At 54.2% G+C, this 24,004-nt stretch carries 19 protein-coding genes and 2 pseudogenes; 7 read left to right on the forward strand and 14 right to left on the reverse strand.

Translation table 11 applies throughout. The annotated features are described in order from the left end of the window. Window positions 1-20 precede the first annotated feature (20 nt). Together C3F38_RS24415 and C3F38_RS24420 are read left to right on the forward strand one after the other, a co-directional pair. A complete protein-coding gene (locus C3F38_RS24415) occupies window positions 21-3,872 on the forward strand; it encodes a hypothetical protein (RefSeq protein ID WP_057523620.1) in 3,852 nt (1,283 codons plus the stop codon). A gap of 43 nt (window positions 3,873-3,915) precedes the next feature. Then, a complete protein-coding gene (locus C3F38_RS24420) occupies window positions 3,916-4,830 on the forward strand; it encodes a hypothetical protein (RefSeq protein ID WP_055317696.1) in 915 nt (304 codons plus the stop codon). Between the two features lie 40 nt (window positions 4,831-4,870). Here the strand turns inward: C3F38_RS24420 and C3F38_RS24425 are convergent, their stop codons facing one another. The 5 genes and pseudogenes from C3F38_RS24425 to C3F38_RS24445 form a co-directional block, all read right to left on the reverse strand. Then, entirely contained in the window at window positions 4,871-5,497 is a 627-nt protein-coding gene (locus C3F38_RS24425) for an inovirus Gp2 family protein (protein ID WP_055317695.1), read from the reverse strand. A 268-nt stretch (window positions 5,498-5,765) separates the two neighbouring features. Then, a pseudogene (locus C3F38_RS24430) lies at window positions 5,766-6,380 on the reverse strand (recombinase family protein); the annotation flags it as partial. A 109-nt stretch (window positions 6,381-6,489) separates the two neighbouring features. After that, window positions 6,490-7,239 (reverse strand): annotated as a pseudogene (locus tag C3F38_RS24435) (hypothetical protein); the annotation flags it as partial. 133 nt (window positions 7,240-7,372) lie between these two features. Next, the gene (locus C3F38_RS24440) at window positions 7,373-7,603 is read right to left on the reverse strand and encodes an AlpA family transcriptional regulator (protein WP_080479054.1); all 231 of its coding nucleotides are present in this window, start codon (window positions 7,601-7,603) and stop codon (window positions 7,373-7,375) included. A 334-nt stretch (window positions 7,604-7,937) separates the two neighbouring features. Beyond that, window positions 7,938-8,378, reverse strand: a complete 441-nt coding sequence (locus C3F38_RS24445) for a hypothetical protein (RefSeq protein WP_055317693.1) — start codon at window positions 8,376-8,378, stop codon at window positions 7,938-7,940. A gap of 128 nt (window positions 8,379-8,506) precedes the next feature. Here C3F38_RS24445 and C3F38_RS24450 point away from each other — a divergent pair, with 128 nt between their 5' ends. Beyond that, a complete protein-coding gene (locus C3F38_RS24450; RefSeq protein WP_100247371.1) occupies window positions 8,507-8,662 on the forward strand; it encodes a hypothetical protein in 156 nt (51 codons plus the stop codon). On the opposite strand, the gene C3F38_RS24455 is transcribed toward C3F38_RS24450, so the two are convergent. From C3F38_RS24455 to C3F38_RS24470, 4 genes are all read right to left on the reverse strand, one after another. Beyond that, a complete protein-coding gene (locus tag C3F38_RS24455; RefSeq protein WP_170310514.1) occupies window positions 8,659-9,273 on the reverse strand; it encodes a Fic family protein in 615 nt (204 codons plus the stop codon). The two genes, C3F38_RS24450 and C3F38_RS24455, sit on opposite strands and share 4 nt — an antisense overlap. Before the next feature lie 4 nt (window positions 9,274-9,277). Further along, on the reverse strand, window positions 9,278-10,594 hold the full coding sequence (locus tag C3F38_RS24460) for a site-specific integrase (protein ID WP_055317692.1): 1,317 nt from the start codon (window positions 10,592-10,594) through the stop codon (window positions 9,278-9,280). Window positions 10,595-10,945: 351 nt separating this feature from the next. Next, on the reverse strand, window positions 10,946-11,167 hold the full coding sequence (locus C3F38_RS24465; protein WP_038879525.1) for a hypothetical protein: 222 nt from the start codon (window positions 11,165-11,167) through the stop codon (window positions 10,946-10,948). Between the two features lie 84 nt (window positions 11,168-11,251). Then, window positions 11,252-11,461, reverse strand: coding sequence for a hypothetical protein (locus tag C3F38_RS24470; RefSeq protein WP_047729812.1), 210 nt, complete (start codon window positions 11,459-11,461; stop codon window positions 11,252-11,254). Window positions 11,462-12,241: 780 nt separating this feature from the next. Here C3F38_RS24470 and aac(6') point away from each other — a divergent pair. After that, a complete protein-coding gene (aac(6'), locus tag C3F38_RS24475) occupies window positions 12,242-12,682 on the forward strand; it encodes an aminoglycoside 6'-N-acetyltransferase (RefSeq protein ID WP_047729810.1) in 441 nt (146 codons plus the stop codon). On the opposite strand, the gene C3F38_RS24480 is transcribed toward aac(6'), so the two are convergent. Next, window positions 12,683-13,399: an HPP family protein gene (locus C3F38_RS24480; RefSeq protein WP_055317691.1), complete on the reverse strand. Its 717-nt coding sequence runs from the start codon at window positions 13,397-13,399 to the stop codon at window positions 12,683-12,685. Between the two features lie 170 nt (window positions 13,400-13,569). Here C3F38_RS24480 and yfcF point away from each other — a divergent pair, with 170 nt between their 5' ends. Then, the gene (gene yfcF / locus C3F38_RS24485) at window positions 13,570-14,205 is read left to right on the forward strand and encodes a glutathione transferase (RefSeq protein WP_004937171.1); all 636 of its coding nucleotides are present in this window, start codon (window positions 13,570-13,572) and stop codon (window positions 14,203-14,205) included. 73 nt (window positions 14,206-14,278) lie between these two features. Here the strand turns inward: yfcF and C3F38_RS24490 are convergent, their stop codons facing one another. The 3 genes from C3F38_RS24490 to C3F38_RS24500 are packed head-to-tail and all read right to left on the reverse strand — an operon-like array spanning window position 14,279 to window position 18,311. Then, a complete protein-coding gene (locus tag C3F38_RS24490; protein ID WP_038879536.1) occupies window positions 14,279-15,520 on the reverse strand; it encodes an amino acid permease in 1,242 nt (413 codons plus the stop codon). Between the two features lie 58 nt (window positions 15,521-15,578). Next, window positions 15,579-17,033 carry an NAD-dependent succinate-semialdehyde dehydrogenase gene (locus C3F38_RS24495; protein ID WP_038879538.1) on the reverse strand — a complete coding sequence of 485 codons (1,455 nt, stop codon included), beginning with the start codon at window positions 17,031-17,033 and terminating at the stop codon, window positions 15,579-15,581. Between the two features lie 12 nt (window positions 17,034-17,045). Beyond that, window positions 17,046-18,311 (reverse strand): 4-aminobutyrate--2-oxoglutarate transaminase, encoded by a 1,266-nt coding sequence (locus C3F38_RS24500; protein WP_048234933.1) that lies wholly within the window; start codon window positions 18,309-18,311, stop codon window positions 17,046-17,048. Between the two features lie 121 nt (window positions 18,312-18,432). Here C3F38_RS24500 and C3F38_RS24505 point away from each other — a divergent pair, with 121 nt between their 5' ends. Next, complete coding sequence (locus C3F38_RS24505; RefSeq protein ID WP_055317690.1) at window positions 18,433-19,905, forward strand: PLP-dependent aminotransferase family protein; 1,473 nt, start codon at window positions 18,433-18,435, stop codon at window positions 19,903-19,905. A 32-nt stretch (window positions 19,906-19,937) separates the two neighbouring features. Here C3F38_RS24505 and C3F38_RS24510 read toward each other — a convergent pair whose 3' ends face one another. Further along, entirely contained in the window at window positions 19,938-21,557 is a 1,620-nt protein-coding gene (locus C3F38_RS24510) for an ABC-F family ATP-binding cassette domain-containing protein (RefSeq protein ID WP_055317689.1), read from the reverse strand. Between the two features lie 424 nt (window positions 21,558-21,981). Here C3F38_RS24510 and C3F38_RS24520 point away from each other — a divergent pair, with 424 nt between their 5' ends. Continuing rightward, complete coding sequence (locus C3F38_RS24520) at window positions 21,982-24,003, forward strand: FAD-dependent oxidoreductase (RefSeq protein WP_048234927.1); 2,022 nt, start codon at window positions 21,982-21,984, stop codon at window positions 24,001-24,003. The last annotated feature ends 1 nt before the right edge of the window (window position 24,004 follow it).

Consider the following 24,004-nt stretch of genomic DNA (forward strand, 5'->3'; position numbering starts at 1 on the left):
TTTTTTACTAAGGCGAAGGCATGGCAATCTTTGACATTGAAAAGGACGAATTACTTCGGCTCTCCGATACTCAGCTAGAAGAGTTGATAGCTCGGCTAGCTGAAGCTGAAGTGACAATGTATGGCCATAGCCCAGCATGCGTAAATTGGTCTGGTTCAATTACCGCCCCTGACGGAGGAATTGATATCCATGTTCAGATTCCAGTTGATCAACTGAAGGCTGGTTTTCTTGTAAGGCCTGATACGGTCTTTCAGGCAAAGAAACATAAGATGCCAAAGGCTGCAATTGAGAAGGAAATAGGCACCGGCAAAGCACTTTCCCCCATCATATCTGAACAAGCCAGAAAGCAAGGCAGCTACATCATTGTCAGCCTGGGTGATGATTGCTCGCCGTCAGGAAAGGCTGATCGTCTCAAAGCGATGAGGGACGCAGTAAAAGATGATCCTAACAAAAGCACTCTTCATCTTGATTTCTACGACCGTTCCAAACTCATTCAATGGCTGCGCCAACATCCATCAGTCATGCTGTGGGTAAAAGGGAAGCTTGGACAAGGGTATTCCGGTTGGCAACCCTACGGAGCTTGGAGCAATCCACCCCAAGGTGTTATAGACACTTTAATCTCAGCCCCAGGTGTAACCATTACTTTACCGTCGGGAAAGGGGCAAAAACTCAAAATTGATGAAGCAATTAGCCCAATGCGTGCTCTTATTCGTTCGACGAAGAAGGCGGTTCGTATTACAGGATTATCTGGTGTCGGGAAGACTCGGATCGTTCAGGCGCTCTTTGATGAAACTGTTGGAACAGATGCGCTTGACCGGACAGTAGCTATTTATGTTGATACTGGCTCTGAGCCAGTACCGTCGGCTACAGCAATGCTTGATAAGCTGATCGCTGAGGACCGACGAGCAGTTATGATCCTTGATAATTGCCCGTCAGAGCTCCATGCTTCGCTTGCCAGCAAGGTATCAGCCGCAGGAAAAGAAGTAAGCCTCATCACGATCGAGTACGACATTAGGGATGACAAACCACAGACAACTGAGGTCATCCATATTGAGACAGATGGTCCAGAGGTGGCAGAGCAACTTCTTATTCGTCGCTTCCCTTCAATTGGTCAAAATAATGCCCGTCGTATTGCTGAGTTTGCAGATGGGAATGCAAGAGTTGCTTTGGCTATAGCTGAGAGAGGGGAGGAAGGCGAGAGTTTGGCTCTACTTTCTGATGCGCAGTTATTTAATCGCTTGTTTGAACAGCGTAATCATCCTGATGGTAATTTACGGGAGCAAGCTGAAATATTGTCACTGGTGTATTCATTCTCGGTATCTAGTCCAGATGCTGCTACCGATGAACTGGAAATATTAGGGGCGCTTTTTGGGTATTCCAGAACCCAGTTATTTAAAGCCGTTACGAAGCTGATGGAACGTCATATCGTTCAGAAAAGATCGCACTGGAGAGCTATCTTACCTCATGCCATTGCTAACAGATTGGCAGCATCCGCACTCGACAGTATTCCCGTTGATCAACTTAGGGCGACTTTTGAAGCTCCAGATTGTGAGCGTTTATTAATGTCTTTTTCGCATCGCTTGGGGTTGTTGCATGACCATCCTGTTGCGAAAGAAATTGTAGAAGCCTGGCTTCAGCCTAAAGGGATGTTAGGAAGAATAGCCGAGTTAAATGATATTTCGTTACGAATACTTGGGTATATCGGACCGGTTGCACCTGAAGCATTGCTCAACAGAGTTGAGGCCGTACTCTCATCATCTGATTTCAAAGGTATGGAACCGGGCTACAATCCTCAGCGACGTAGTATTCTGCGTCTTTTACAATTGATGGCATACGAACCGAACGCCTTTGAACGATGCGCCGGGCTTCTTATTCAAATGGCAGAGGACGAAGCCGATAATAATGACCTGGATTCTGCTCGAAACATGGTCCCAAGGTTTTTCCAGGCGTATCTGTCTGGTACTCATGCATCCCTAAGTCAGCGTATTGCTTTAATGAACGAATGCATTGCATCAAGCATTATTACGCGTAGATCTTTGGGCTTAAAGATGCTGTCAACTGCCCTGGATGGCCCACCGTGGTCAGGGTTTGGGGTTGGTGAGTTTGGAGCTCGACCAAGAGACTATGGATACGAACCCAACTATGATGAACTTGTCGAATGGCGCAGCGCCTTTATTGACGTCATTATCCAATTAGCGGCATCCGGAGATCCTGAGCTTGAAAGGCCTGCAAGATCAATCCTAGCTGACAAATTCAGGGGAATTTGGTTTCAAGAAGCAATGCGAGACAAACTCGTCGATGCTGCCCGTACATTAAATGCTTTAAGTCCTTGGGGGGAAGGTTGGAAAGCCGTTCGTTCAACGGTCTATTTTGACTATACCAAGCATGGCGATGGAGATGATGTTGAGCCGTTGCCGGATAATCTTGCTGCCTTAGAGAAGGAGTTGGAGCCCATTGCGTTAATTCCAACAATAAAGACATACGTGTTGAGTACAAATCATGATTATTGGGCACTGGATGCGGATTTTGATCATGAGGACTCCGATAAATATACCGCAGCCGGAAAACGACTTGAAGCTAAAGCACTTCAATTGGGACAGGACTTTGCCGCATCAAATCATGTACTTGAGGCGTTAGGAGCAGATCTGTTCTCCATCGGTGGAATGCCTTATCGTGCTGTCTTTGGTCGAGGACTTGCTCGAGGGGCACATGATCTACGTATTGGCTGGCAGCGACTTGTTGAACAAATTGAAAAACAGCCAGATGCTAACAAAGACTTTGGAGTTATTGGGGGATTCATCGAAGAAGTTGACTCTGTCGATCCATCATTAGCACAGAAGTTTCTCGACCAATGTGCGCAACATCCTGAACTTCGACAGGTATTGGTTGGCTTGCATCCTTGGCGGACATTTACGGTAACTGATTTTGATCGCTGCATAAAGCATTTGCATGATCCAGACATTAGCCCTTTCATGTATGAGCCTATTCTATGGCGAGAACAATATGCCAATTTGCCGAGAATTCGTCTTCTCGAGCTTGCTGAGCAACTCCTGAGTAAAGCAAGCGGAGACAATGTCATTTTGCATGCGCTCTCCATGAGACTGCATGGTAAAGACAAATCGGTAGATACGCTTGGCGCAGACTTTCGGTTGATTGGTCTTGCTGCTGCAATCCAGCGGGTTAAAAACAGCGACAAAGGCCAAAGAGGGACAATTGATTTTTACATGGAGCGAGTTATCGATGCTGCATTGCGTTTCGATGGTAATGAGGCAAAAAAAATTGAGTGGTTGGACGCAATTTTCAATGTCATTGATGAACACTATGGATATTTTTTGGGGTTCGAGAAGACTATAGCAACAACTGTTGCGTTAATGCCTGAATCATTTCTCAATTGCATTTTTGAATGCACCGAGGAAAAGCAGCAGGGAAGACAGTTCTTTATTCGACGTGGCGGTTTACGCCGTTCTCCTCTTGCTGATGTAAGTACTAGCGTCTTGATTGAATGGTGCCGTGCCAAAAATGATCCCAGTGTTTGGGCTGCCATTGCGGCTGGTGTGACTCTCTGGTCAAAGAATGATGAACAGAATGTACTAACCCTACACGAAGCTGCTATAGAACTATTAGAGGCCTCTCCTGAGCCATTAGCTGTGCTGGAGTCTTTTGCTGAGCGAATCACTCCATCCTCCTGGACTGGTAGCCTGGCGAACATAATGCAAGCTAGATCAAGCGCCATCGGTGCGCTGAGTAAACACGAGCGTCCAGATATCGCCGAGGCTGCCAAAACAGTTTGTGAAAAAATGAGTCAGTGGGTCGAACACCAAAAAGAACGTGAACAAAGGGAAGATAGTGAAAGGGAACAGCGGTTTGAATAAAGGCTAGAAGCCTATACAAACGTTCTGCGATAAGGAGAAAGTAATGGAATCTGCACGTGATAAACGTACCCGTGAGATTGTGGAGGCAGAGGATCTTTGGTTGCTTGATAGCGTTGATACTGAAGGTTACGTATGCTGGGGATGTGGTATAACCATGCATCCTGCTGCATGGGAAAAAGATAAAAAAGTTAGAGCCTATTTTAAAAAGAAACGCCATATTCAACATCATCATGAATGTGATGCTGATGCTGAAAGCACAGTAATTCGCCAGGGCCAGAAGGAGAGTGTCCGCAACATACTGGACAGTGCTCCAGGTTTAATGCCCTCGGGATTAAAGTTGATTGAACAGCGCCCGGTTGTTGAACCAGGTATCGCTGGTGGTGAAAGTAAGTCCAGTTCGACGCGTTCAGCATCCTCAGCATCTGGTGAAGGTTATTCACCCGAACGACAATCCCGGCGTCAAGTGAATGCTATTCGTAATATTTGCCGTGCCTTCATTCGCTTCCCGCATGACCGGGGAATGTCGCTTAACGTTCCCGGTATTAGTGGTCAAATCTACATGACGGCATTTAAAAAGCTCCGAAAAGAGGTTCAACCCTACCCGGAGCCGAAGATCTTTTATGCACCACTACTCTGGAACAAATTTTCTGAAAATGATGAAAAACTCATCATTCCACTGTCTGGCGAATGGGGAAAAGATGAGGCAGGTAAACCTAAACCAACCCGAAGCTACCAGATCCACATCGAATGGGCTAACTGGTCAAAAGCCAAGCGTACCGTGGTTCGTAAAGAGCTGGAGGCTGCTCGTACAGAGGCGATAGAGGCCAAAGGCAAAGGACTAAAAGATAAAGCTTGGGTCTTCTTTATCGGCGAGCAAAATGCTGAAAATCCGGAAATCTTCTACGTTTGCGATTATCGACTCATCTGCGCGATTGTAGGACATATCACTTATCCCTGACGTGAAAAAGCCTTCCCATACAGGGAAGGCCTATGCCGACTTACAGATCGATTTGGCTACAGCCGAAATTACGGTCCCCTTCACCAAAAACTTTGCTTTCAACTTTAGTGAGGTAGTCCAGTCGGGTTAACAGCGACTGGTAGTTCTGCTGGAAATCAGTACTATTGGTATCCAGCACATACTTACAGTTATCAGGAAAATGGACCAGACCAAGGTGATCGTCTCTCGCCAGCCTCAGGGCGCTGTACCAGGCTCCCGTGATCATCCCTCTCAGGTTATCGTCCCGATCGTAATCCCCGAGGTGGTAGTAAGCGTCTTTGTTGAACAACAGGCAAATGTGGTAGTGGCATTTGCCTGACTCAGAATACTCTTTTGCCCACATAATATATAAAGGGCAACGGTAAATGCGTTTACCCTCACGCTCCTTACGGGTACGGTCAGCCTCCAGCTTAGCCCTGAGGGATTCACGCATCCGGGATATCACCCCAGGTTCCAGATTAGGGAAACAACAAATATTGTCACCATTATCAACTATTTTAGGATAGTGAAGATCGACACGTACCGCCGTTAACCTGGGGTAACGGTTAGTCAAATAACATAATAATTTATTAATCTTGTTTCTGTATTCGAGAACGTGTTCTCCATGCGTACCTTGATATGTTTTCATAAGATATACCTGCAGTAGGTCCTACGGTCTGCTATAGACCGTACAAGGATGCCATACAGGCAGGGCTATTCTTGGTCACTATTGTCGGTATATACTGATATCAGATCTTAGTACGGACATACTGTTCTGATTACTACTCTTACCGGTTAATACAGGTAGTAAGGGTATAAGACCATTATATAATACCTATCCAACATCTAAATTTGAGACGAAGGTAGCCCCAGCCTATGATGGCTGTTAAAAAGTTACTCTGTAATTATTTTTAGAATTAACCGATAATCCCGTTATTCCAGTGCCGCTTCACAGTCGATAAACTGATGCCCAGTTTCTTTGCAGTCTCAGCCTGAGTAAATCTTCCTGACTTAAGTTTTGCGATATCACTCCGATAGTTACTCCCCTCCTTTCGTCCTAGTTTTTTTTTAATATGCCGATATCGACTTTTGGTTGATTTCAGATTGTGGATGTCAATCGTATCTTGACGAGCAATCAAAAAAGACACACAACTTTCTGCAGAAGGTTCTATCCTTGAGGCAGGATGGTAGCTGTAGATAAAAATGTCTTTTTGAAGGCAAAAAAATAAAATCTCCTCTAAGTCCTCCACTGTTCTGCCAAGACAGCTTAAGTCTGGAATGACAAGTGTGTCCTGTCGGTTCATTTCATGGTTAATCAGTTGCCTGAGCAAACGTTGTTTTGAAACAGCCTGCTTAACATCTACCTGCTCGATCACAATATGTTCAGGTAGGATATGAAACCTCTTACATATCTCTAGAAGCTGGTGATGAACTGCTACGTGCTCTTGCTGTCCGCCAATGCACATAGTGTAGAAAAATGAACGCATCTGCTGCACTCCGATGTCAGAAATTATTTTTTGATACCTGAACTTTGACTTCTGTACAAAAAACAGCCACAAGAATAGATAATAATTACCATTTTCATTTATCTCTTGAAAGTGTATTAAATGTCCCAGAATTATTTTCTCTCTTCAGCTAATCTTAATTTATATTCTCCTGTGAGTATGGGTTGATAATTATGTCATCCGGTGTATTGACACAACTGAAAGCATCTGTTTTGCGGATCACAGGCAGCATAAGTACCATCTCATTGACATGGTAAATATCTATCCAGCAAATAACCGGATAAGGCATCACAACCTCCTTTCTTCTCAGAACTTCATTTACTCCAAATATAATCAATTGGGATGTGGAAAATAGTCGAACCTCTCCAACATCAAAGTAATAGCCCTCAAAAGAAGTTTTATGGATAAGAATAATGTTTGAATCTCCTAAGACACTTTTTTTTGTTGCATCAAATTTTCTCTGATTGTAAATGTAGATTGCTTTTTCCATATCATAACCTTCCCTTAACGAGGAAAGTCGCTCACGTATAACAGTCTGTTCATCCTTACCCATAAATTCATCATTGGCGTTCAGTTGAAAATAATCCAAGACGGGGATATTTAACGGGCTCCTGATATTAGTTTTCCAGATTAATGAAAAATGTTCTTCCAGAGTTATTTCTTTTTCACCTCTACTCCGATTAATGCTTTCTTTTATAGAAAATTTTAAGAGGTCATTTTTTAGTTCCTTTATTGACCAGTGATGACGGTTACATTTTTCTAATATAGGGATAGCCAAATCCACAGATTCCGCTATAACGGAAGAAAGGGATGTATTTGTTAGCCTAGAATAATTATTAATTACCCCTAACGCTGATTCATTTTTGATCGTGAAGGTGTATTTCTTTTTAGCAATAATCTTTACTCCTCGTAATTTAGATTGCTACTCATGTCTTATAGTTTAGCCTTCTGGACCTTTTCAAAGGCTATTTGCATAAAACTACTCATAATGACGTACAGCTACGATATGGACCTCTCACTCATCGGAAACTGATCCAGTAAAGAAGGTCACTAAGCAACCACCCACAGGATTTCAGACCAATGGACTTACGCGGTGGAAACTTACCAGACTGTTCCAGTTTCCACGCTGTTGAGCGAGAAATAGAGGTAATATATTGCCGCTCTTTTTCTCGTACTAATCGATCGCAAGTTTCACCATAATCTCTTAAGACTTTGATACGTTGTTCATTAGTTAACTTAAAAGGCATCATTTGAGTTTCCTTGTTGATAGCGTGAAATTATCATGCTCGTGCCAGGAAGCATGCGCAACATCCACGATACTCATTAAGGATTGCGGTCAAAAAACACATAATAATCAGCTACTTAACAAATCATTACTTTTGCCTTATTAAGGGATATCTTGCTATGACTGAGGGAGTGTGTACTCAGAAAACCATATATTACAAAAGTGATATTTGAGGGATTCATAATGGAGAAGAGGAGAATCATTGAAGGGGGATGGCTTAAACCACCCTTCATAAAATAAAACTCTCACATATGTTCTGAGAATTACGAGTATATAAATAACTCTCAGATTAAAAGAGATTACTGTTTAGCATCCATTTTTTTGAATTCTGTACACCAGGCCTCAACAGTCTTTAACTGGAAGGAGTAAACAATATCATGTGACTTTGCGAGGGAGTCTAATTTTTTAACAAAATCCTTTGCAGTAAATTTGTATTCTGGATAACACTCTTTGCTAAGAAGATAAATTGCATTTAATGCTACCGGTCTGATTTTAGTATCACCATTGTTATTTTTAAATTTTTTTTCATTATTTGACAACTCTTTTTTTAGTTCGTTATTTTCGGTTCTAAACATTTCAATGTCTTTGATAAAATTTCCTTTATCAACAAGGAAGTTCTCCTTATCTTTATGATAATTTTTTATATCACCTAAAAGATTATTGTTTTCCCTTCTTAAATCATTATTTATCCTCAGTAGTTCTTCAAAATTTTCTCTTGTAAAATCAGGCTTATCAAACATTTTTTATCCTTATAAAATCAATAAATAGCTTACCACCAAAATAAATTACGATACACAATGTGAAATTAACTGGACTAATCTATCCCCAAACACCTACAATCCTAGCAGCAGCTATAAGGAAATTTTTCATGAGAAAACATACATCATCTCAAGTGACCAAAGCAAAAATCCTCCGAGCCGTTGCCAGCTCAACCGCGATAGAAACCGGCGTTTCTGTGCAAAAAATTGAGCAGCAACTCAAAAAAAATCAGGCACAGGCGAAAGCCGTTGGCCTCGCTCGCTAGTCTGGCAAGATATCGCTCACCAACTGCATCATAGGGCTGTAGTTGCCTGAAACACCCGCCTGTATTGCCTTGAAGTAAAACGTCTTGTGCTCATCCCACAGACTGTAGTCCAGTAAGCCCTTCCCCGCCATAACCGACAGTACATCGCAAAGTAGCCTCGACAGACGCCCGTTACCTTCTCTGAATGGGTGGATCAAAATAAACTCCACATGGCATTCAGCCAGATAACTAACCAGCTCCGGGCGAGCCAGGGATTTCAGTTCACTAGACCGAGAAAGAAATTGCCTCTCGAAACCATCCAGAAGCAGTGGAATTCTGTCAGCAGCGGCAAACTGGAAACCGTCCTTAGTTAAGTTGGCATTACGCAATCTCCCCGCCCAGTCGTATACATTCCCCAGCCATTGACGATGCCAGCCACTGATATGCTCAAAAGCCAGCGCCGCTGGCGGCTGGCCTTCGATAAATAGCTGTTCATAAAGCATCAGCAGCAGGCCAGACTCCAGCGACTCCATTTCCTCTTCATCAATGATTCCCAGCTTATTAGCCAGCACTAAGTCTCCAGAACCCGGCTGATACCGTTCTTCTGCTGAATTAAGCTCATATTTTGCCAAGCTCTTACCTCCGTCCAAACAAGTTCACAACGTTGTTTTCCTGCTGTCGCTGATAGTTGTTGACCCTATCTTCCCAGATCTCAAGCGCTCTGCGCTTTTCAGGCAAGTAATCATAACGATCATAGTGTTTTGAGCTGACGTCATTCAGAGCATGGTTCTGAATACGGTCGCGGATCTCTTTGCTGATCCCCGCCTCCCCCATCAGCGTTTTGCAGGTGCGACGTAAATCTCGCGCTGTGAAAATTTTAAACTCAGGATTAAAGGCCCGGAAATACATGATGGAACGCGCCAGGCTATCAGTACGCACCGGGCGCTCACCGTTGGTTGATAGCGGGAAAATATAGGGACTGTTGCTTTCTTTAGTCAGCTCTTTCACTGAGGCTAATTCCTGTAGCGCCGATTCAGTCAGCGGTATCAGGTGCTCACGCTTGTTTTTCGATACATCGGCTATGACCAATAATGTCTTTTGCTGCCAGTCAATCGCGTTCCACTGGCTGGCAATCATTTCAAATGGTCGCTGCCCGCCAGCATAAACACAGAAGCGAATAAGATGCTGCATCAATGACCCAACGTTAGTTGCCTGAGCGAACTGCTCCATGACAAAACGAAGCTCTTCCAGCGTTAACCATGTATCACCCACTTTTTCTGCCGAGGACTGTTTCGGTATGGCCGATACCGGATTGACTTCAAGCCCGAACGTAATGCCCACGCTGGTATTCATCGGATCGTTATCGGCTTTCAGGCCGTAGTTAAATGCCGCCATCAGGTAGGAACGAATTCGGTTCGCATGGACCACCGCATCTCGCTGGATAATGCCTGAGAGGATGGTTTTGATCTGTAGAGGTGTTACATCCTTCGCTTTGGTTTCGCGAGGAATAACCGAATAGCACTCTTTTTCAAGACGCTTCAGTACATCGGCCCAGGTCCGTTTATTGTCGAGCTTCATCTTGTTCACATAGCCGTGTACCAGTTCTTTAAACGATCCCTGCGAACGATGAAGCTGCATGATGTGCTGCTCGGCCAGGCGCTGTTGCTCAAGCTCTTGCTGGGGCTCTTTTCCTTCAACAAGCCAGGCTCCGTACTTTTTCGCCAGCTCATTGGCCGTTACAAGTTTCATCTCAGGCCAGATGCCTAACTGGATGAACTTCTCTTTCTTCCCTTTCTCAACGTAGTAACGGAAATAAAAAACCTTGCTGCCTGACGGCTGAACCTTAACGCCAAGTCTGCCGGTGCCACGCTGAGCGCTGTTGCTCCACACGTAGTACGACGTACTTTTTGTCTTCAATCCACGTATAGCAGTCTCGGTAAGATTAGCGGCCATGAGGTTACCTTTATGAGGATAAGCGTTACCTGACCCAATGCCCATTTTGGGTCAGGTAATGGGTCAGGTAACGATAGTACAATGAGGAGATGAGAGAACCAATCAGAAACAAAAATAACATCATAACCGATTGATTATAGACAATTAAAAATACAACAAGTGTCAATGACGAACGATTAGAAACATGCCAATTTTATGACTCATAATCGCTTGGTCGTTGGTTCAAACCCAACAGGGGCCACCAAATTTTAGCTTTAAAATCATATAAAAAAGCCACTTTTCTCGAAGTGGCTTTTTTATTTTTTGCTCGCAGTGGCGGCAAAATGGCGGCGGTAATGCCGGCCCCCTCAGCTATCTTTCCCCTCTTAACCAGCCTATAGCCAGGCTCACCAGGAAGCCGGCAAAGAAGATCGCGACAGCCACAGCGATAGATTTCCACCACTCATCAAACCAGAACAAGGCAACAAATGCCGCTATAGAGAACAGGCCAATGACTATGGACTCAGCCAAGTCAGCAGTTTGCCGGCCAACAAATTTAACGAACTTCACAAGAAAGGATTTTAGCCAGTTCATTGATTTTATTACTTAACGATAGGAAGTCATCATCACTTGATCATTAGTTAAAATCCAACCGCTGGCTTTTGATTGATCTATCCGCTATCGCTCGCCTCTCACAAGGCTACACAAAGCAATAGTGACAAACACCAGCAACAGGAATATTACCGCGCTCAGAATTCGTTGCCACCATTCGTCGAACCAGAACAGTGAGCCAAACGCAGCGACAGAAAATATCCCGCCCAAAATCGCTTCCACAAGGTGCGACAATCCTTTACCGAGCTTACTGCCCCAAGACTTTAGATAGCTCATGATTCACACCTTCACAGAACATTTTCGATTTGCTGGTATAGGCAACAAAGGGTTCAAGATACTCCTCCGCCAGAAAGTAGATCATGTCCAAATTTCGTGGCGTGAGCTTATGGTACGTTGAGGGATATTGTTCCCGCAAACGACGCGAAGAAACGGCGGCCTGTTCAATAATTCCTTGTAAAATAATGATGTTTAGCCCAGCAATGGTGACACCTTTGAATACTCATTTGAAAAGTGTGCTGCCGATAACCTTTTTCAAAATATGGTGTGTGATTTGCTGAACCAGAATGAACTGCGTCCCCATACGTCCTGTAGGATAACCCTCTGCATGGTTTAATTTTTGGCTTAGCGCAATTTGTGTTTGCAGATCCATTCGCTGATAGCAGTCACGGATAATCACCACTATCAGCTCACGCAGCGGGGTTTCGATACCATAGCCAGCACGAACGACCTTAATAAATCGTTCCGTTTCAATTTAATTGCGGTGCTTAAGCTCTCGGCCGCCGAGCCCTGCTCCCTGCCATGTCCTACGAGCACTATAGGCAATGCCCCTTGGTAAAGACTCTATTCCCTCAAGAATTCCTTGAGCTACGGCTTTCGCATCCATAACAATCCCTTATAAGCACGCTGGCCGTACCCTATACCAACTTCGCCTAAAATATCAACACATCTCTTTCATCCTCTTAGAAAGTCCCGCCATAATGACTTTTTTGTTTCCCGCCGCCGTGCCACACTTCTCTTTCGGCATTCCTGATTTATTCCGACTCATAAGGGCCCCGCATGATCGTCATCTGCGACCACGACAACCTCGACGCCTGGCTGGCGCTGCGCACCGCGCTGTGGCCCTCCAGCTCGCCTGAAGATCACCGCGCGGAAATGCGCGAGATACTGGCTTCACCGCACCACTCCGCGTTTATGGCGCGGGGGCTGGACGGCGCTTTCGTTGGCTTTGCCGAGGTCGCGCTGCGCTACGATTACGTCAACGGCTGCGAATCGTCGCCGGTGGCGTTTTTGGAAGGGATTTATACCGTCGAGGGCGCCCGCCGCCAGGGCTGGGCCGCGCGCTTAATCGCACAGGTGCAGGAGTGGGCGAAGCAGCAGGGGTGCAGCGAGCTGGCGTCGGATACCGACATCGCCAATCTGGACTCCCAGCGCCTGCATGCGGCGCTGGGCTTTGCCGAAACGGAGCGGGTGGTGTTTTACCGCAAAACGCTGGGCTGATCAGGCGGTCTTGCTTTGCCGCTGATGCGCCAGCTGCTCGGCGCGCAGCAGGATCTCCTGCAGATCGTCCTCGTCGATATCGAACAGATCCCCCTCCATCAGTGCCTCGTGCAGATCGGCGCGGGTGATGGCAACGGCATCGATCGGCAGATTGGCCGGTTTGGCCTCCGCCGGCGCCAGCCCGTGCGGGTAGCGTCGCCCGGCCAGGTTATTGAACAGAATGGCCAGCGCCGCCAGCAGCACCGAGTTCAGCAGCACCGGGTACAGCACGAAGTGGTAGCCCATCTGGTGAATGCCGGGGCCGCCGAGGATGGCGGTCAGCGCCACCGCGCCCCCCGGGGGATGCAGGCAACGCAGCTTGAACATCAGGCCGATGGCCGCCGCCGCCGCTATGCCGCAAGCCAGCCCTGGATCGGGGATCAGCAGGCCGGCGCTGACGCCCACCGTCGCCGCCAGCGCATTGCCGCCGACGATCGACCAGGGCTGCGCCAGCGGGCTGTTGGGCACGCCGAACAGCAACACCGCCGAAGCGCCCATCGGCGCGATAAACCACAGGTTCACCTCACCCAAAATAAAGTGGCTGATCCAGCCGGCGAGCATCAACCCCAAACCGGCGCCGGCGCTGGAAATCAGCATCTCTCGCTTGCCCACCGCCAGCGGGTGCGGCCACAGGCGCGCAACGCCCACTTTTACCCGTTCTATCCACTGCGTCTTCATGTTACCCAATACGACTCAATTCACGTGTTGGCAACAAATATATCACATCATCCTGAAGGAGCTCACGGCACCGGAAACCGCGCCGCCCAAGAACTTTTTGCTAACAGATTGATTTTTAGCCTCCCCTCGACAATGATGAATGTTCCCCCCTTAACCCCGAGGAACCGCCGATGTCTCAACCGATCACCGAGCTTTATACCGACAGTGAATTTTTCAGCCCGTACGCCATGTCCGCCTTTGTCGTGCTGACGGAAAAAGGCATTCCGTTCACCGTGAAGCCGGTGGATCTGGCGAAAGAAGAGAACAAAGAGGCGGCCTACGCGGCGCTGTCGCTCACCCGCCGGGTGCCGACGCTGGCGATCGGCGAGTTTCAGCTCTCGGAGTCTTCGGCGATCGCCGAATACCTGGAAGACATCCACCCGGCCCACGCCGTTTATCCGCGCGACGTGAAGCTGCGCGCCAAGGCGCGCGAGATCCAGGCCTGGCTGCGCAGCGATCTGCTGCCGATCCGCGCCGAGCGCTCGACCGAAGTGGTGTTCAACAACGGCAAGTTCCCGCCGCTGTCCGAAGCCGCGCAGGAGGCCGCGCGCAAGCTGATCGCCGCCGTGGAAAAACTGCTGAGCCACGGGCAGGACAATCTGTTCAGGGAGTGGTGCATCGCCGACACCGATCTGGCGCTGATGCTCAATCGGCTGGTGATGCACGGCGATCCGGTGCCGGAGCGCGTGCGCCACTATGCGCACAAGCAGTGGCAGCGTCCGTCGGTACAGGCGTGGCTGGCGTTATCGGAAAAACGGCGCGCCTGAGAAAAAAATCGGCGGCCACGACGCCGCCGTTCTCAATGCCGAGAAACAACATCACTGCTTGAGGGAAGGCAAATCACCATCCAGAGGGCAGATAGCCTAACAATGAAGCGATGGCGTACACCGCGCTGGCCAGGTACAGCAGCACAATGCTGACCTGCAGCAGCGGGTGCGTGATCCAGTTGCACTGCCAGCGCGGGGTCTGGTCGCCATGTTTCCGCGCGCCGCGCAGGATCAACATCGGCATGATCGACAGGATCACCCCGCTGAACACCCCGGCGAAGTAGAGCGCGTTGACGAACGACACCAGCCCGCTGTAGGCCAGCACGAACGGCGGCACTACCACCAGCAGCAGCACACCGAAGCGGCGCAGCGGCAGCTCGTCGTTGCCCAGCCGAAACTTGTCGAAAATATTGGTCAGGAAGCTGCCGCCCAATCCCCAGTACGAGGTCAGCATCGCACACAGCGCGAAGATGTTGGCGGAGAAGAACGCCCACTGCCCCAGCGCCTGGCCCCAGGAGATGGTGGCCACGTCGGAGATGTCACCCAGCCCGCTGAGCGCGATCACCGACATCGGCACCGCCGCCAGCAAAATGAAGGTCACCACCATACCGACGATGATCGCCTTCGGCAGTTGCTCCGGCTTGTCGGCAAAGCCGCGCGCCATTTCCGGCACGATGTACTGCGCCGAGAAGCAGAACACCACCACGTTGAACACCGGCACCATATAGCGCCAGTCACCGTCCAGCAGGTTGCGCATCTGGGTGGTGTCTTTCAGCAGCGTTGCCGCCACCAGCGCGGTCAACATCACCACCATGCCGATGCTGATGAACTTCTCGCCGCGGCCGATCGCTTTCAAACCGAGGTACAGCACGCCGGCGGCGGGCACGAAGAACAGCAAGCTGCCCAGCGCCGGCGAGATGCCGAACAGCGATTGCAGCAGCTTGCCGCTGCCGGTCATGTAGGCGGTAAGTGCCCCGACGCTGTTGACGCACACCGAAGCGAACATCAGCCAGGCGCCCAGGCCGCCGACATAGCGCTTCGCCAGCCCGCTCAGCTGCAGATGCGCGCGAGTGCGCAGCGTGGATTCGGCGACGTACAGCATAGTGATGGTGGTCAGGCTCCCCACCAGCACCAGCCAGAACAGCAGCGGCAGGAAACCGGCCTTGCTGGAGGCGTAGGCGATGGAGAGCACCCCGGCGCCGATGTTGGTGCCGACGATCATCGCCACCCCTTCGAGGAAGCTTAACGATTTGGCGGGTGCAGGTGCTCGCACCCCGGCGGCAAGCGCCGGAGAAACAGAGATATTATCAGACATGCATCATCCTTTATCGCCCGGCGACGCTGGCCGCCGGGATGGGTTAACGTCCTGACGCTCAACAGCTCACATCGATACACAGGTATTTCAGCTCCAGATATTCTTCTATCCCGTAGCGCGATCCTTCACGCCCGAGCCCTGACTGCTTCACGCCGCCGAACGGCGCCACTTCGTTGGAAATCAGCCCGGTGTTGATGCCGACCATGCCGTACTCCAGCGCCTCCGGCACGCGCCACTGGCGCGCGGCGTTCTGCGTGAACAGGTAGGCGGCCAGGCCGAATTCGGTGTCGTTGGCCATGGCGATGGCTTCCGCCTCGTCATGGAAGCGGAACAGCGGCGCCACCGGCCCGAAGGTCTCTTCTTTGGCAAAGCGCATCTTCTGCGTTACGCCGGTCACCACCGTCGGCTGGAAGAAAGTGCCGCCCAGCGCGTGCGGCTGGCCGCCGGTGGCGATCTGCGCCCCTTTGATCAACGCGTCGTCGATATGGCTCTGCACCTTCGCCACCGCATCGCTGTCGATCAGCGGCCCCTGGGTGGTGCCTTCTTGGCTGCCGTCGCCGACTTTCAGCTGCTCGACCGCCGCCACCAGTTTCTCCGCCAGCCGCTCGTAGATGCCGTCCTGCACGTAGATGCGGTTGGCGCAGACGCAGGTCTGGCCGCTGTTGCGGAACTTGGAGGCCATGATGCCCGCCACCGCCGCGTCCAAATTGGCGTCGTCGAACACGATGACCGGCGCGTTACCGCCCAGCTCCAGCGACAGTTTCTTGATGCTCGGCGCGCACTGCGCCATCAGGATGCGGCCGACCTCGGTCGAACCGGTAAAGCTCAGCTTGCGCACCACTGGGCTGTCGCACAGCACCTTGCCCACCTGCGCCGCTTCCCCGGTCACCACCTGCAAAACGCCGGCGGGAATACCGGCGTCCTGCGCCAGTTTGGCCAGCGCCAACGCGGTCAACGGCGTTTGCTCAGCCGGTTTGACGATGATGGCGCAGCCTGCCGCCAGCGCCGGCGCCACCTTGCGGGTGATCATCGCCGCCGGGAAATTCCACGGGGTGATGGCCGCGCACACGCCGATCGGCTGCTTCACCACCACCAGGCGCTGCGAAGCCTGCGGCGCCTGCAATACCGCACCGTCCACCCGCTTGGCCTCTTCGGCGAACCAGGTGATGAACGACGCGGCGTACGCCACTTCGCCGCGCGCTTCCGCCAGCGATTTGCCCTGCTCGGCGGTCATCAGCTGCGCCAGATCTTCCTGCGCGGCCAGCACCTTGTCGGCCCAGGCCAACAGCAGCGCGGAACGCTGCTTGGCGGTCAGCTGTTTCCACTCGTTTTGCGCCCGCTGCGCCGCCGCGATCGCCTGCTGGGTTTCCTCTTCGCTGACCAGCGGAATGCTGGCCAGTTCGGCGCCGGTGGCCGGGTTGATCACCGCTTCGCGCTTGCCGCTCAGGGCATCGCACCATTCACCGTTGATCAGACACTGGCTGCGCAGCAGCTCGGGATTGTTCAATTTCATGCCGTTCGCTCCTTAGTGGGCCAGCGCGCGAGACAGGATGCCCATCGCCTTGGTGAACTGATCGTCCGGGATGGTCAGCGGGTACAGGAAGCGAATCACGTTGCCGTTCACGCCGCAGCTCAGCAGCAGCAGCCCTTCTTCCATCGCCTTCTGCTGCACCTGACGGGTGATATCGGCAGATGGTTTGCCGGTGGCCGGATCGTTGAACTCCACCGCCACCATCGAGCCTTGCGCGCGCACATCGGCGATCGCCGGGCTGGTTTTGCGCGCCTGCTGCAACACTTCCACCAGGTGCTGCCCCAAACGCTGGGCGCGCTGGCACAGCTGCTCTTCGTCGATCACGTCCAGCACCGCATGCGCCGCAGCCACCGCCAGCGGGTTACCGGCATAGGTACCGCCCAGCCCGCCCGGCGCCGGCGCGTCCATTACCTCGGCGCGGCCCGCCACCGCCGACAGCGGCATGCCGCCCGCCAGGCTTTTCGCCATGGTGATCAGATCCGGTTTAACGCTGTAGTGCTCCATGGCGAACAGCTTGCCGGTACGGGCGAAGCCGGTCTGCACTTCGTCGGCGATCAGCAGGATGCCATGCTGGTCGCACAGCGCGCGCAGCGCCTGCATGAACTCGGCCGGCGCCACGTTGAAGCCGCCTTCGCCCTGCACCGGCTCCAGCACGATCGCCGCCACCTGCTTGGGATCGATATCCGCTTTAAACAGGCGATCCAGGCTGTTCATCGCGTCTTCGGTGGTCACGCCGTACAGCGCATTCGGGTACTGGCCGTGGAACACCGAGCCGGGGAATGGGCCAAAGCCCAGTTTGTAAGGCGCCACTTTGCCGGTCAGCGCCATGGTCATATAGGTGCGGCCGTGGAAACCGCCGCCGAAGGTGATCAACCCCGGGCGGCCGGTGTAAGCGCGGGCGATCTTCACCGCGTTTTCCACCGCTTCCGCGCCGGTGGTGAAGAAGGCGGTTTTACACGGGCCGGCGATCGGCGCGCGCTGGTTGATTCGCTCCGCCAACGAAACATAGCTTTCGTAAGGAACGATCTGATAGGCGGTGTGGGTGAAGGCCTGCAGCTGCTTTTCAATCGCGGCGATCACCTTCGGGTGGCGGTGGCCGGTGTTCAGCACGGCGATCCCCGAGGCGAAATCGATCACTTCTTTGCCTTCCACATCCCACAGCGTGGCGTTCTCTGCGCGCTCGGCGTAAAAACCACACATCACGCCCACTCCGCGCGGGGTGGCGTCCTGACGGCGTTGATTCAATTCTGCGTTTTTCATGCTGTTCTCTCCGGTCGGTGCCAGTTACACGTTTCGTTCACATTCGTGAAACAATGCCGTTTATTTACACAGGATGTGGCCCTATAATCGAGTGCCAGTTACGAATAATTGAGGGATCCAATTGCGCTCATTGAGTGGTGATCTGTTGCTGCAGCGCCTCGGCGAGCAACCCGATGACAAGCTGCACAAGCGGCTTTACAACGCGATCCGCACCAGCATTCTCGACGGCAGCCTGCCGCCCTCCAGCCGCCTGCCCGCCTCGCGCGATCTGGCGCAGGAGCTCAGCCTGTCCCGCAACACTGTGTTAACCGTTTATGAACAACTGCTGGCGGAAGGTTACGTGTCGGCGCGCGCCGGCAGCGGCACCTTCGTCGCCGACACGGTGCCGGACAGCTGCCTCTCCACCGGCGGCGCCCCGGCGGACGGCAGTGGGCAACCGCACCGCGTCGAACTGTCGGAGCGCGGCACCACCCTGCTGCACCACGCCAGTGCCAGCCCCAAACAGTGGGGGGCATTCATTCCCGGCGTGCCCGACGTCAACGCCTTCCCCCATCAGCTGTTCAGCAAGATTCAGGCGCGCCTCAGCCGCCGCCCGGCGCCGCAGCGGCTGACCTACAGCAATCAGGGCGGTAGCCCGGAGCTGCAGCATGCGCTGGTGGAGTATTTACGGGTGGCGCGCTCGGTGCGCTGTTCGCCGGAACAGATCCTGATCACCGAGGGCATCCATCAGGCGATCGATCTGGTGACGCGCATGTTGTGCAATCCGGGGGATGACGCCTGGATCGAAGAGCCGGGCTATTGGGGGATCCGCAATATCCTGCGCATCAATGCGCTGAACATCTGCCCGCTGGCGGTGGACGAAGCCGGGCTGGTACCGCCGGAGCAGCCGACCAACCCACCGCGGCTGATCTTCGTGACCCCGTCGCACCAGTATCCGCTCGGCTCGGTGATGAGCCTGGCTCGCCGCCAACGGCTGCTGGCGCTGGCGCGCAACGCCGGCGGCTGGATCGTCGAGGACGACTACGACAGCGAATTCCGCTTTTCCGGCCAACCGATCCCGGCGCTGCAAGGGCTGGAGGCCGACGCGCCGGTGATTTACATCGGCACCTTCAGCAAAACGCTCTACCCGGCGCTGCGCCTCGGCTATGTGGTGTTGCCGCCGCCGCTGGTGCAGGCGCTGAAAACCGCCCACGCCGAGCTGTACCGCGGCGGGCACCTGCTGATCCAGAGCGCGCTGGCGGAGTTTATTCAGGCAGGACACTACACCGCGCATATCCGCCGCATGCGGTTGCTGTACGCCCGGCGGCGCGCCTTCCTGACCGGATTGATCGAACAGCACCTCGGCAAACAGGCGCTCAGCGAATTCAACAGCAACGCCGGATTGCACCTGATCCTCAACCTGCCGGACGAGGCCGACGACGTGGCGATCGCCGCCGCCGCCGGCGCGCAGGGGGTGCTGGTGAGGCCGCTGTCGCGCTACTACATGCTGCCCAACCGCCGGCGCGGCCTGCTGATGGGGTTTGCCTGCGTACCGGAAGAGCAGATGGCCGCAGCCTTCACCCAACTGTTGGCCTGCATTAACGCCCCTAGATGAAAAAGGCGGCCCCCTAGGGCCGCCTTTGCGCGTTACCAGGCCTGAAGCCGCCAGCCGTCCGCCTGCCGGTTCAGGCGGTGCGTCGGCCGCAGCGCCTGCAGGAAGTCTTCGTCGTGCGATACCACCAGCATCGCGCCGGGGAAATCCGCCAGGGCAGTTTCGATCGCCAGCAACGACGCCAGATCCAGGTGGTTGGTCGGTTCGTCCAGCAACAGCAGCTGCGCCGGTTGTCGCCGCCACAGCGCGCAGGCCAGCGCCGCCTTGAGCCGTTCGCCGCCGCTCAGCGAGCCCAGCGGCAGCGCGATGCGATCCGCGCCAAGCTGCAGCTGCGCCAGCCGGGTGCGCAACGCGCCTTCCGCCAGCGGCGAATCCTGCAGCCCCAGATGGTCCATCACCGATAGGCTCGGGTCGAGCTGCGACAGAGTTTGATCGAGGTAGGCCGTCGACAGCGGGCAATGACAATGGCCGGAAAGCGCCGTCAGCTGACCGAGAACGGTTTTCAGCAAGGTGGATTTGCCGCAGCCGTTGGGGCCGGTCAACGCCACGCGCATCGGGCCGTCGATACGCAGATCCAGCGGCGGCGCGCTGACGAACGGCAGCTGCAGCTGATCAAGCACCAGCACCTGCTTGTTCGCGCTCACTTCGCTGCCCGGCAGTGCCAGCAACACCGGTTGCTCGTCCTCCACCCTCTGATAGGCCTCGCGCACCGCCGCATCGAGGCTGGCGCGCTGATCCTGATGCTGTTTGCGCAGCGTGCCGAGGCTCTCCTTCGCCGCCGATTTGTAGGCCACCCGTTCGAAGGAGGCGATGTTCAGCGTATCGACGACGCGCAGCGTTTGCGCCGAGCGCCGCTGGCTCATGTCGTGCTCTTTCTGCTGACGGGCCCGGGTGCGGCGGCGCTCCTCGCGCGCATGTTCCAGATCGGCGCGCGCCGCCTGCAGCTCCGTGTCGCGCTGGCGCCGGTAGTCGTCGTAGTTGCCGCCGTAGCTGCGCAGCGCGCCGGGCGTCAGTTCGACGATGCGCTCCATACGCCCCAGCAGCTGCCGGTCATGGCTGGCGATCAGCAGCCCGCCGTGCCACTGATCCAGCTGCTGATACAGCCAGGCGCGCCCGGCGCTGTCGAGGTGGTTGGTCGGTTCGTCCAGCAGCAGATAATCCGCCTCCCCCAGAAAAGCGCCGCACAGCGCCGCACGCATCCGTTCGCCGCCGCTCAGTGAGCTTGCGACTCGCAGCGGCTCGAAGGCCGGCAACCCGGCGGCGGCAAAGGCGCTTTGCAGGCGATCGTTGAGATCCCAGCGCCCTTCCAGACGTTCGATGTCGTCCGCCAACGGCCGCCCCTGCTCGATGCGCGCCAGCGCAGCGAAGACCTCGCCGTAGCCCAGCAGCTGCGCCAGCGTGGTGTTCACCGCGCTCTCCGGCTGCTGCGCAACGTAAGCCAATACGGCATGGGATTCGACGTGCCCGGTGCCCGGCCGATCCCGCCCGGCGATCAGGCGCAACAGCTGGGTTTTGCCGACGCCGTTGCGCCCCACCAGGCCACAGCGCGACCGATCGAAAGCGAGATCCAGCGGGCCGAACAGCGTTTCGCCGTCAGCAAATTGGCAGGTCAGTTGATGTAAAACGAAATAAGGGGACTGCGCAAAATGAGCCATAAGCACTCCTGAATGAGATCAAAACATCCCCACAGGGCGCGGGAGCGCACAGCGTGGGACCCGATATCAACAGGTGTGGTTGTTCATTTTCGGTTATGGCTCCGCAGAGAGAAGGAATTTACAACGCGCAAAGGTTAACCGATCTTTTGTTCGTTATGCAAACGGTGCCTGAGATTCATGACGTCTATCACATTCGGCACAACGCAGATTCCCAAGCGGCGCGACAACGGCTAGATTTATCTCATCCGACCACTTGTGTTCACATAATAATAACAGATGCTCATCCCCAATCGCTTTCAACCTGCAGCTAGGCGGCAAGTTCGGGCGTTCCCAGGAGCTTACTCAAGTAAGTGACTGGGGCGAGCGAACGCAGGCAACAACGCTGCAGGTTGAAAGAGGCGGGGGATGAACGATGGAGAGTGCAATGAGCAATTATCCTCACCTGCTGGCGCCGCTGGATCTCGGCTTCACCACCCTGAAAAACCGGGTGCTGATGGGATCGATGCATACCGGCCTGGAAGAGCTGCCTGACGGCCCGCAACGCCTGGCCGCGTTCTATGCCGAGCGCGCCGCCGCCGGCGTGGCCCTGATCGTCACCGGCGGCATCGCGCCCAACGACAAAGGCGTGGTGTATCGCGGCGGTTCCACCCTTAACAGCGAGGCGCAGCTGCCTCACCATCGGCCGGTCACCGAGGCCGTTCATCGCGCGGGCGGCAAGATAGCGCTGCAGATCCTGCATGCCGGCCGCTACAGCTATCAGCCACACCCGGTGGGCCCTTCCGCGCTGCAGGCGCCGATCAATCCCTTCGCACCAAGCGCGCTGAGTGAAGCGGAGATCGAGCAGACCATCGCCGACTTCGCCCGCTGCGCGGCGCTGGCGCAACAGGCCGGCTACGACGGCGTTGAGGTGATGGGTTCCGAAGGCTACCTGATCAACCAATTTTTGGCGGCGCGCACCAACCAGCGCGACGATCGCTGGGGCGGCAGCTTCACCAACCGCATGCGCTTCGCCGTCGAGATCGTACGGGCGGTACGCCAGGCGGTAGGCGCAGAATTCATTCTGATCTACCGGCTGTCGATGCTCGATCTGGTGGAAGACGGCTCCAGCTGGCAGGAGATTGAACAGCTGGCGCTGGCGGTCGAACAGGCGGGCGCCACGATCATCAATACCGGCATCGGCTGGCACGAGGCACGCATCCCGACCATCGCCACCATGGTGCCGCGCGCCGGGTTCAGCTGGGTGACCCGCAAGCTGATGGGCAAGGTGGGTATTCCGCTGATCACCACCAACCGCATCAACGATCCGGCGGTGGCCGAGCAGGTGCTGGCGGACGGCTGCGCCGACATGGTGTCGATGGCGCGCCCGTTCCTCGCCGACGCCGCCTTTGTGCAGAAAGCCGCCGAGGGACGCGCCGACGAGATCAATACCTGTATCGGTTGCAACCAGGCCTGTCTCGACCAGATTTTTGAAGGCAAGCTGACGTCTTGCCTGGTCAACCCGCGCGCCTGCCGCGAAACCGAAATGCCGTTGACCATGGCGGAGAAACCGAAAAAGCTGGCGGTGATCGGCGCCGGCCCCGCCGGGCTGGCCTTTGCCACCACCGCCGCCAGCCGCGGCCATCAGGTGACGCTGTTCGACGCCGCCGATCAGATCGGCGGCCAATTCAACATCGCCAAGCAGATCCCCGGCAAGGAAGAATTCCATGAAACCCTGCGTTACTTCCGCCGCCAGCTGGCGCTGCGCGAAGTGACGGTCAGGCTGGGCGTCAAGGTCGAGGCGGCGGATTTAAGCGAATTCGACGAAGTGATCCTCGCCTGCGGCATCGTGCCGCGTACCCCGGACATCCCCGGCATCGGCCACGCCAAGGTGCTGAGCTATCTGGACGTGCTGCGCGATAAAAAACCGGTCGGCCAGCGGGTGGCGATCGTCGGCGCCGGCGGCATCGGCTTCGACACCGCCGAGTACCTCAGCCAGCACGGCGTGTCCAGCAGCCTGGATCAGGCGGAATTCAACCGCGAATGGGGCATCGACGGCCGCCTTGAGCAGCGCGGCGGGCTGGCGGCGCAAGGGCCGCAGGCACCGCGCGCCGCGCGGCAAATCTATCTGTTACAGCGCAAAACCAGCAAGGTGGGCGAAGGCCTGGGGAAAACCACCGGTTGGATCCACCGCGCCAGCCTGGCGATGCGCGGCGTGAAAATGCTCAACAGCGTCAGCTATCGGCTGATCGACGACGAAGGACTGCACATCACCCGCGCCGAGCAGGACAGCTGTCTGCCGGTAGACACGGTGGTCATCTGCGCCGGGCAGGAACCGCGCCGCGAGCTGCAGCAGCCGCTGCTGGCGATGGGGAAAACCGTGCATCTGATCGGCGGCGCCGACGTGGCCGCCGAGCTGGACGCTCGCCGCGCGATCGATCAGGGTACGCGGCTGGCGATGGCGCTGTAAA

The sequence above is a fragment of the Serratia sp. SSNIH1 genome, from assembly GCF_002935055.1.
GTDB lineage: Bacteria > Pseudomonadota > Gammaproteobacteria > Enterobacterales > Enterobacteriaceae > Serratia > Serratia nevei.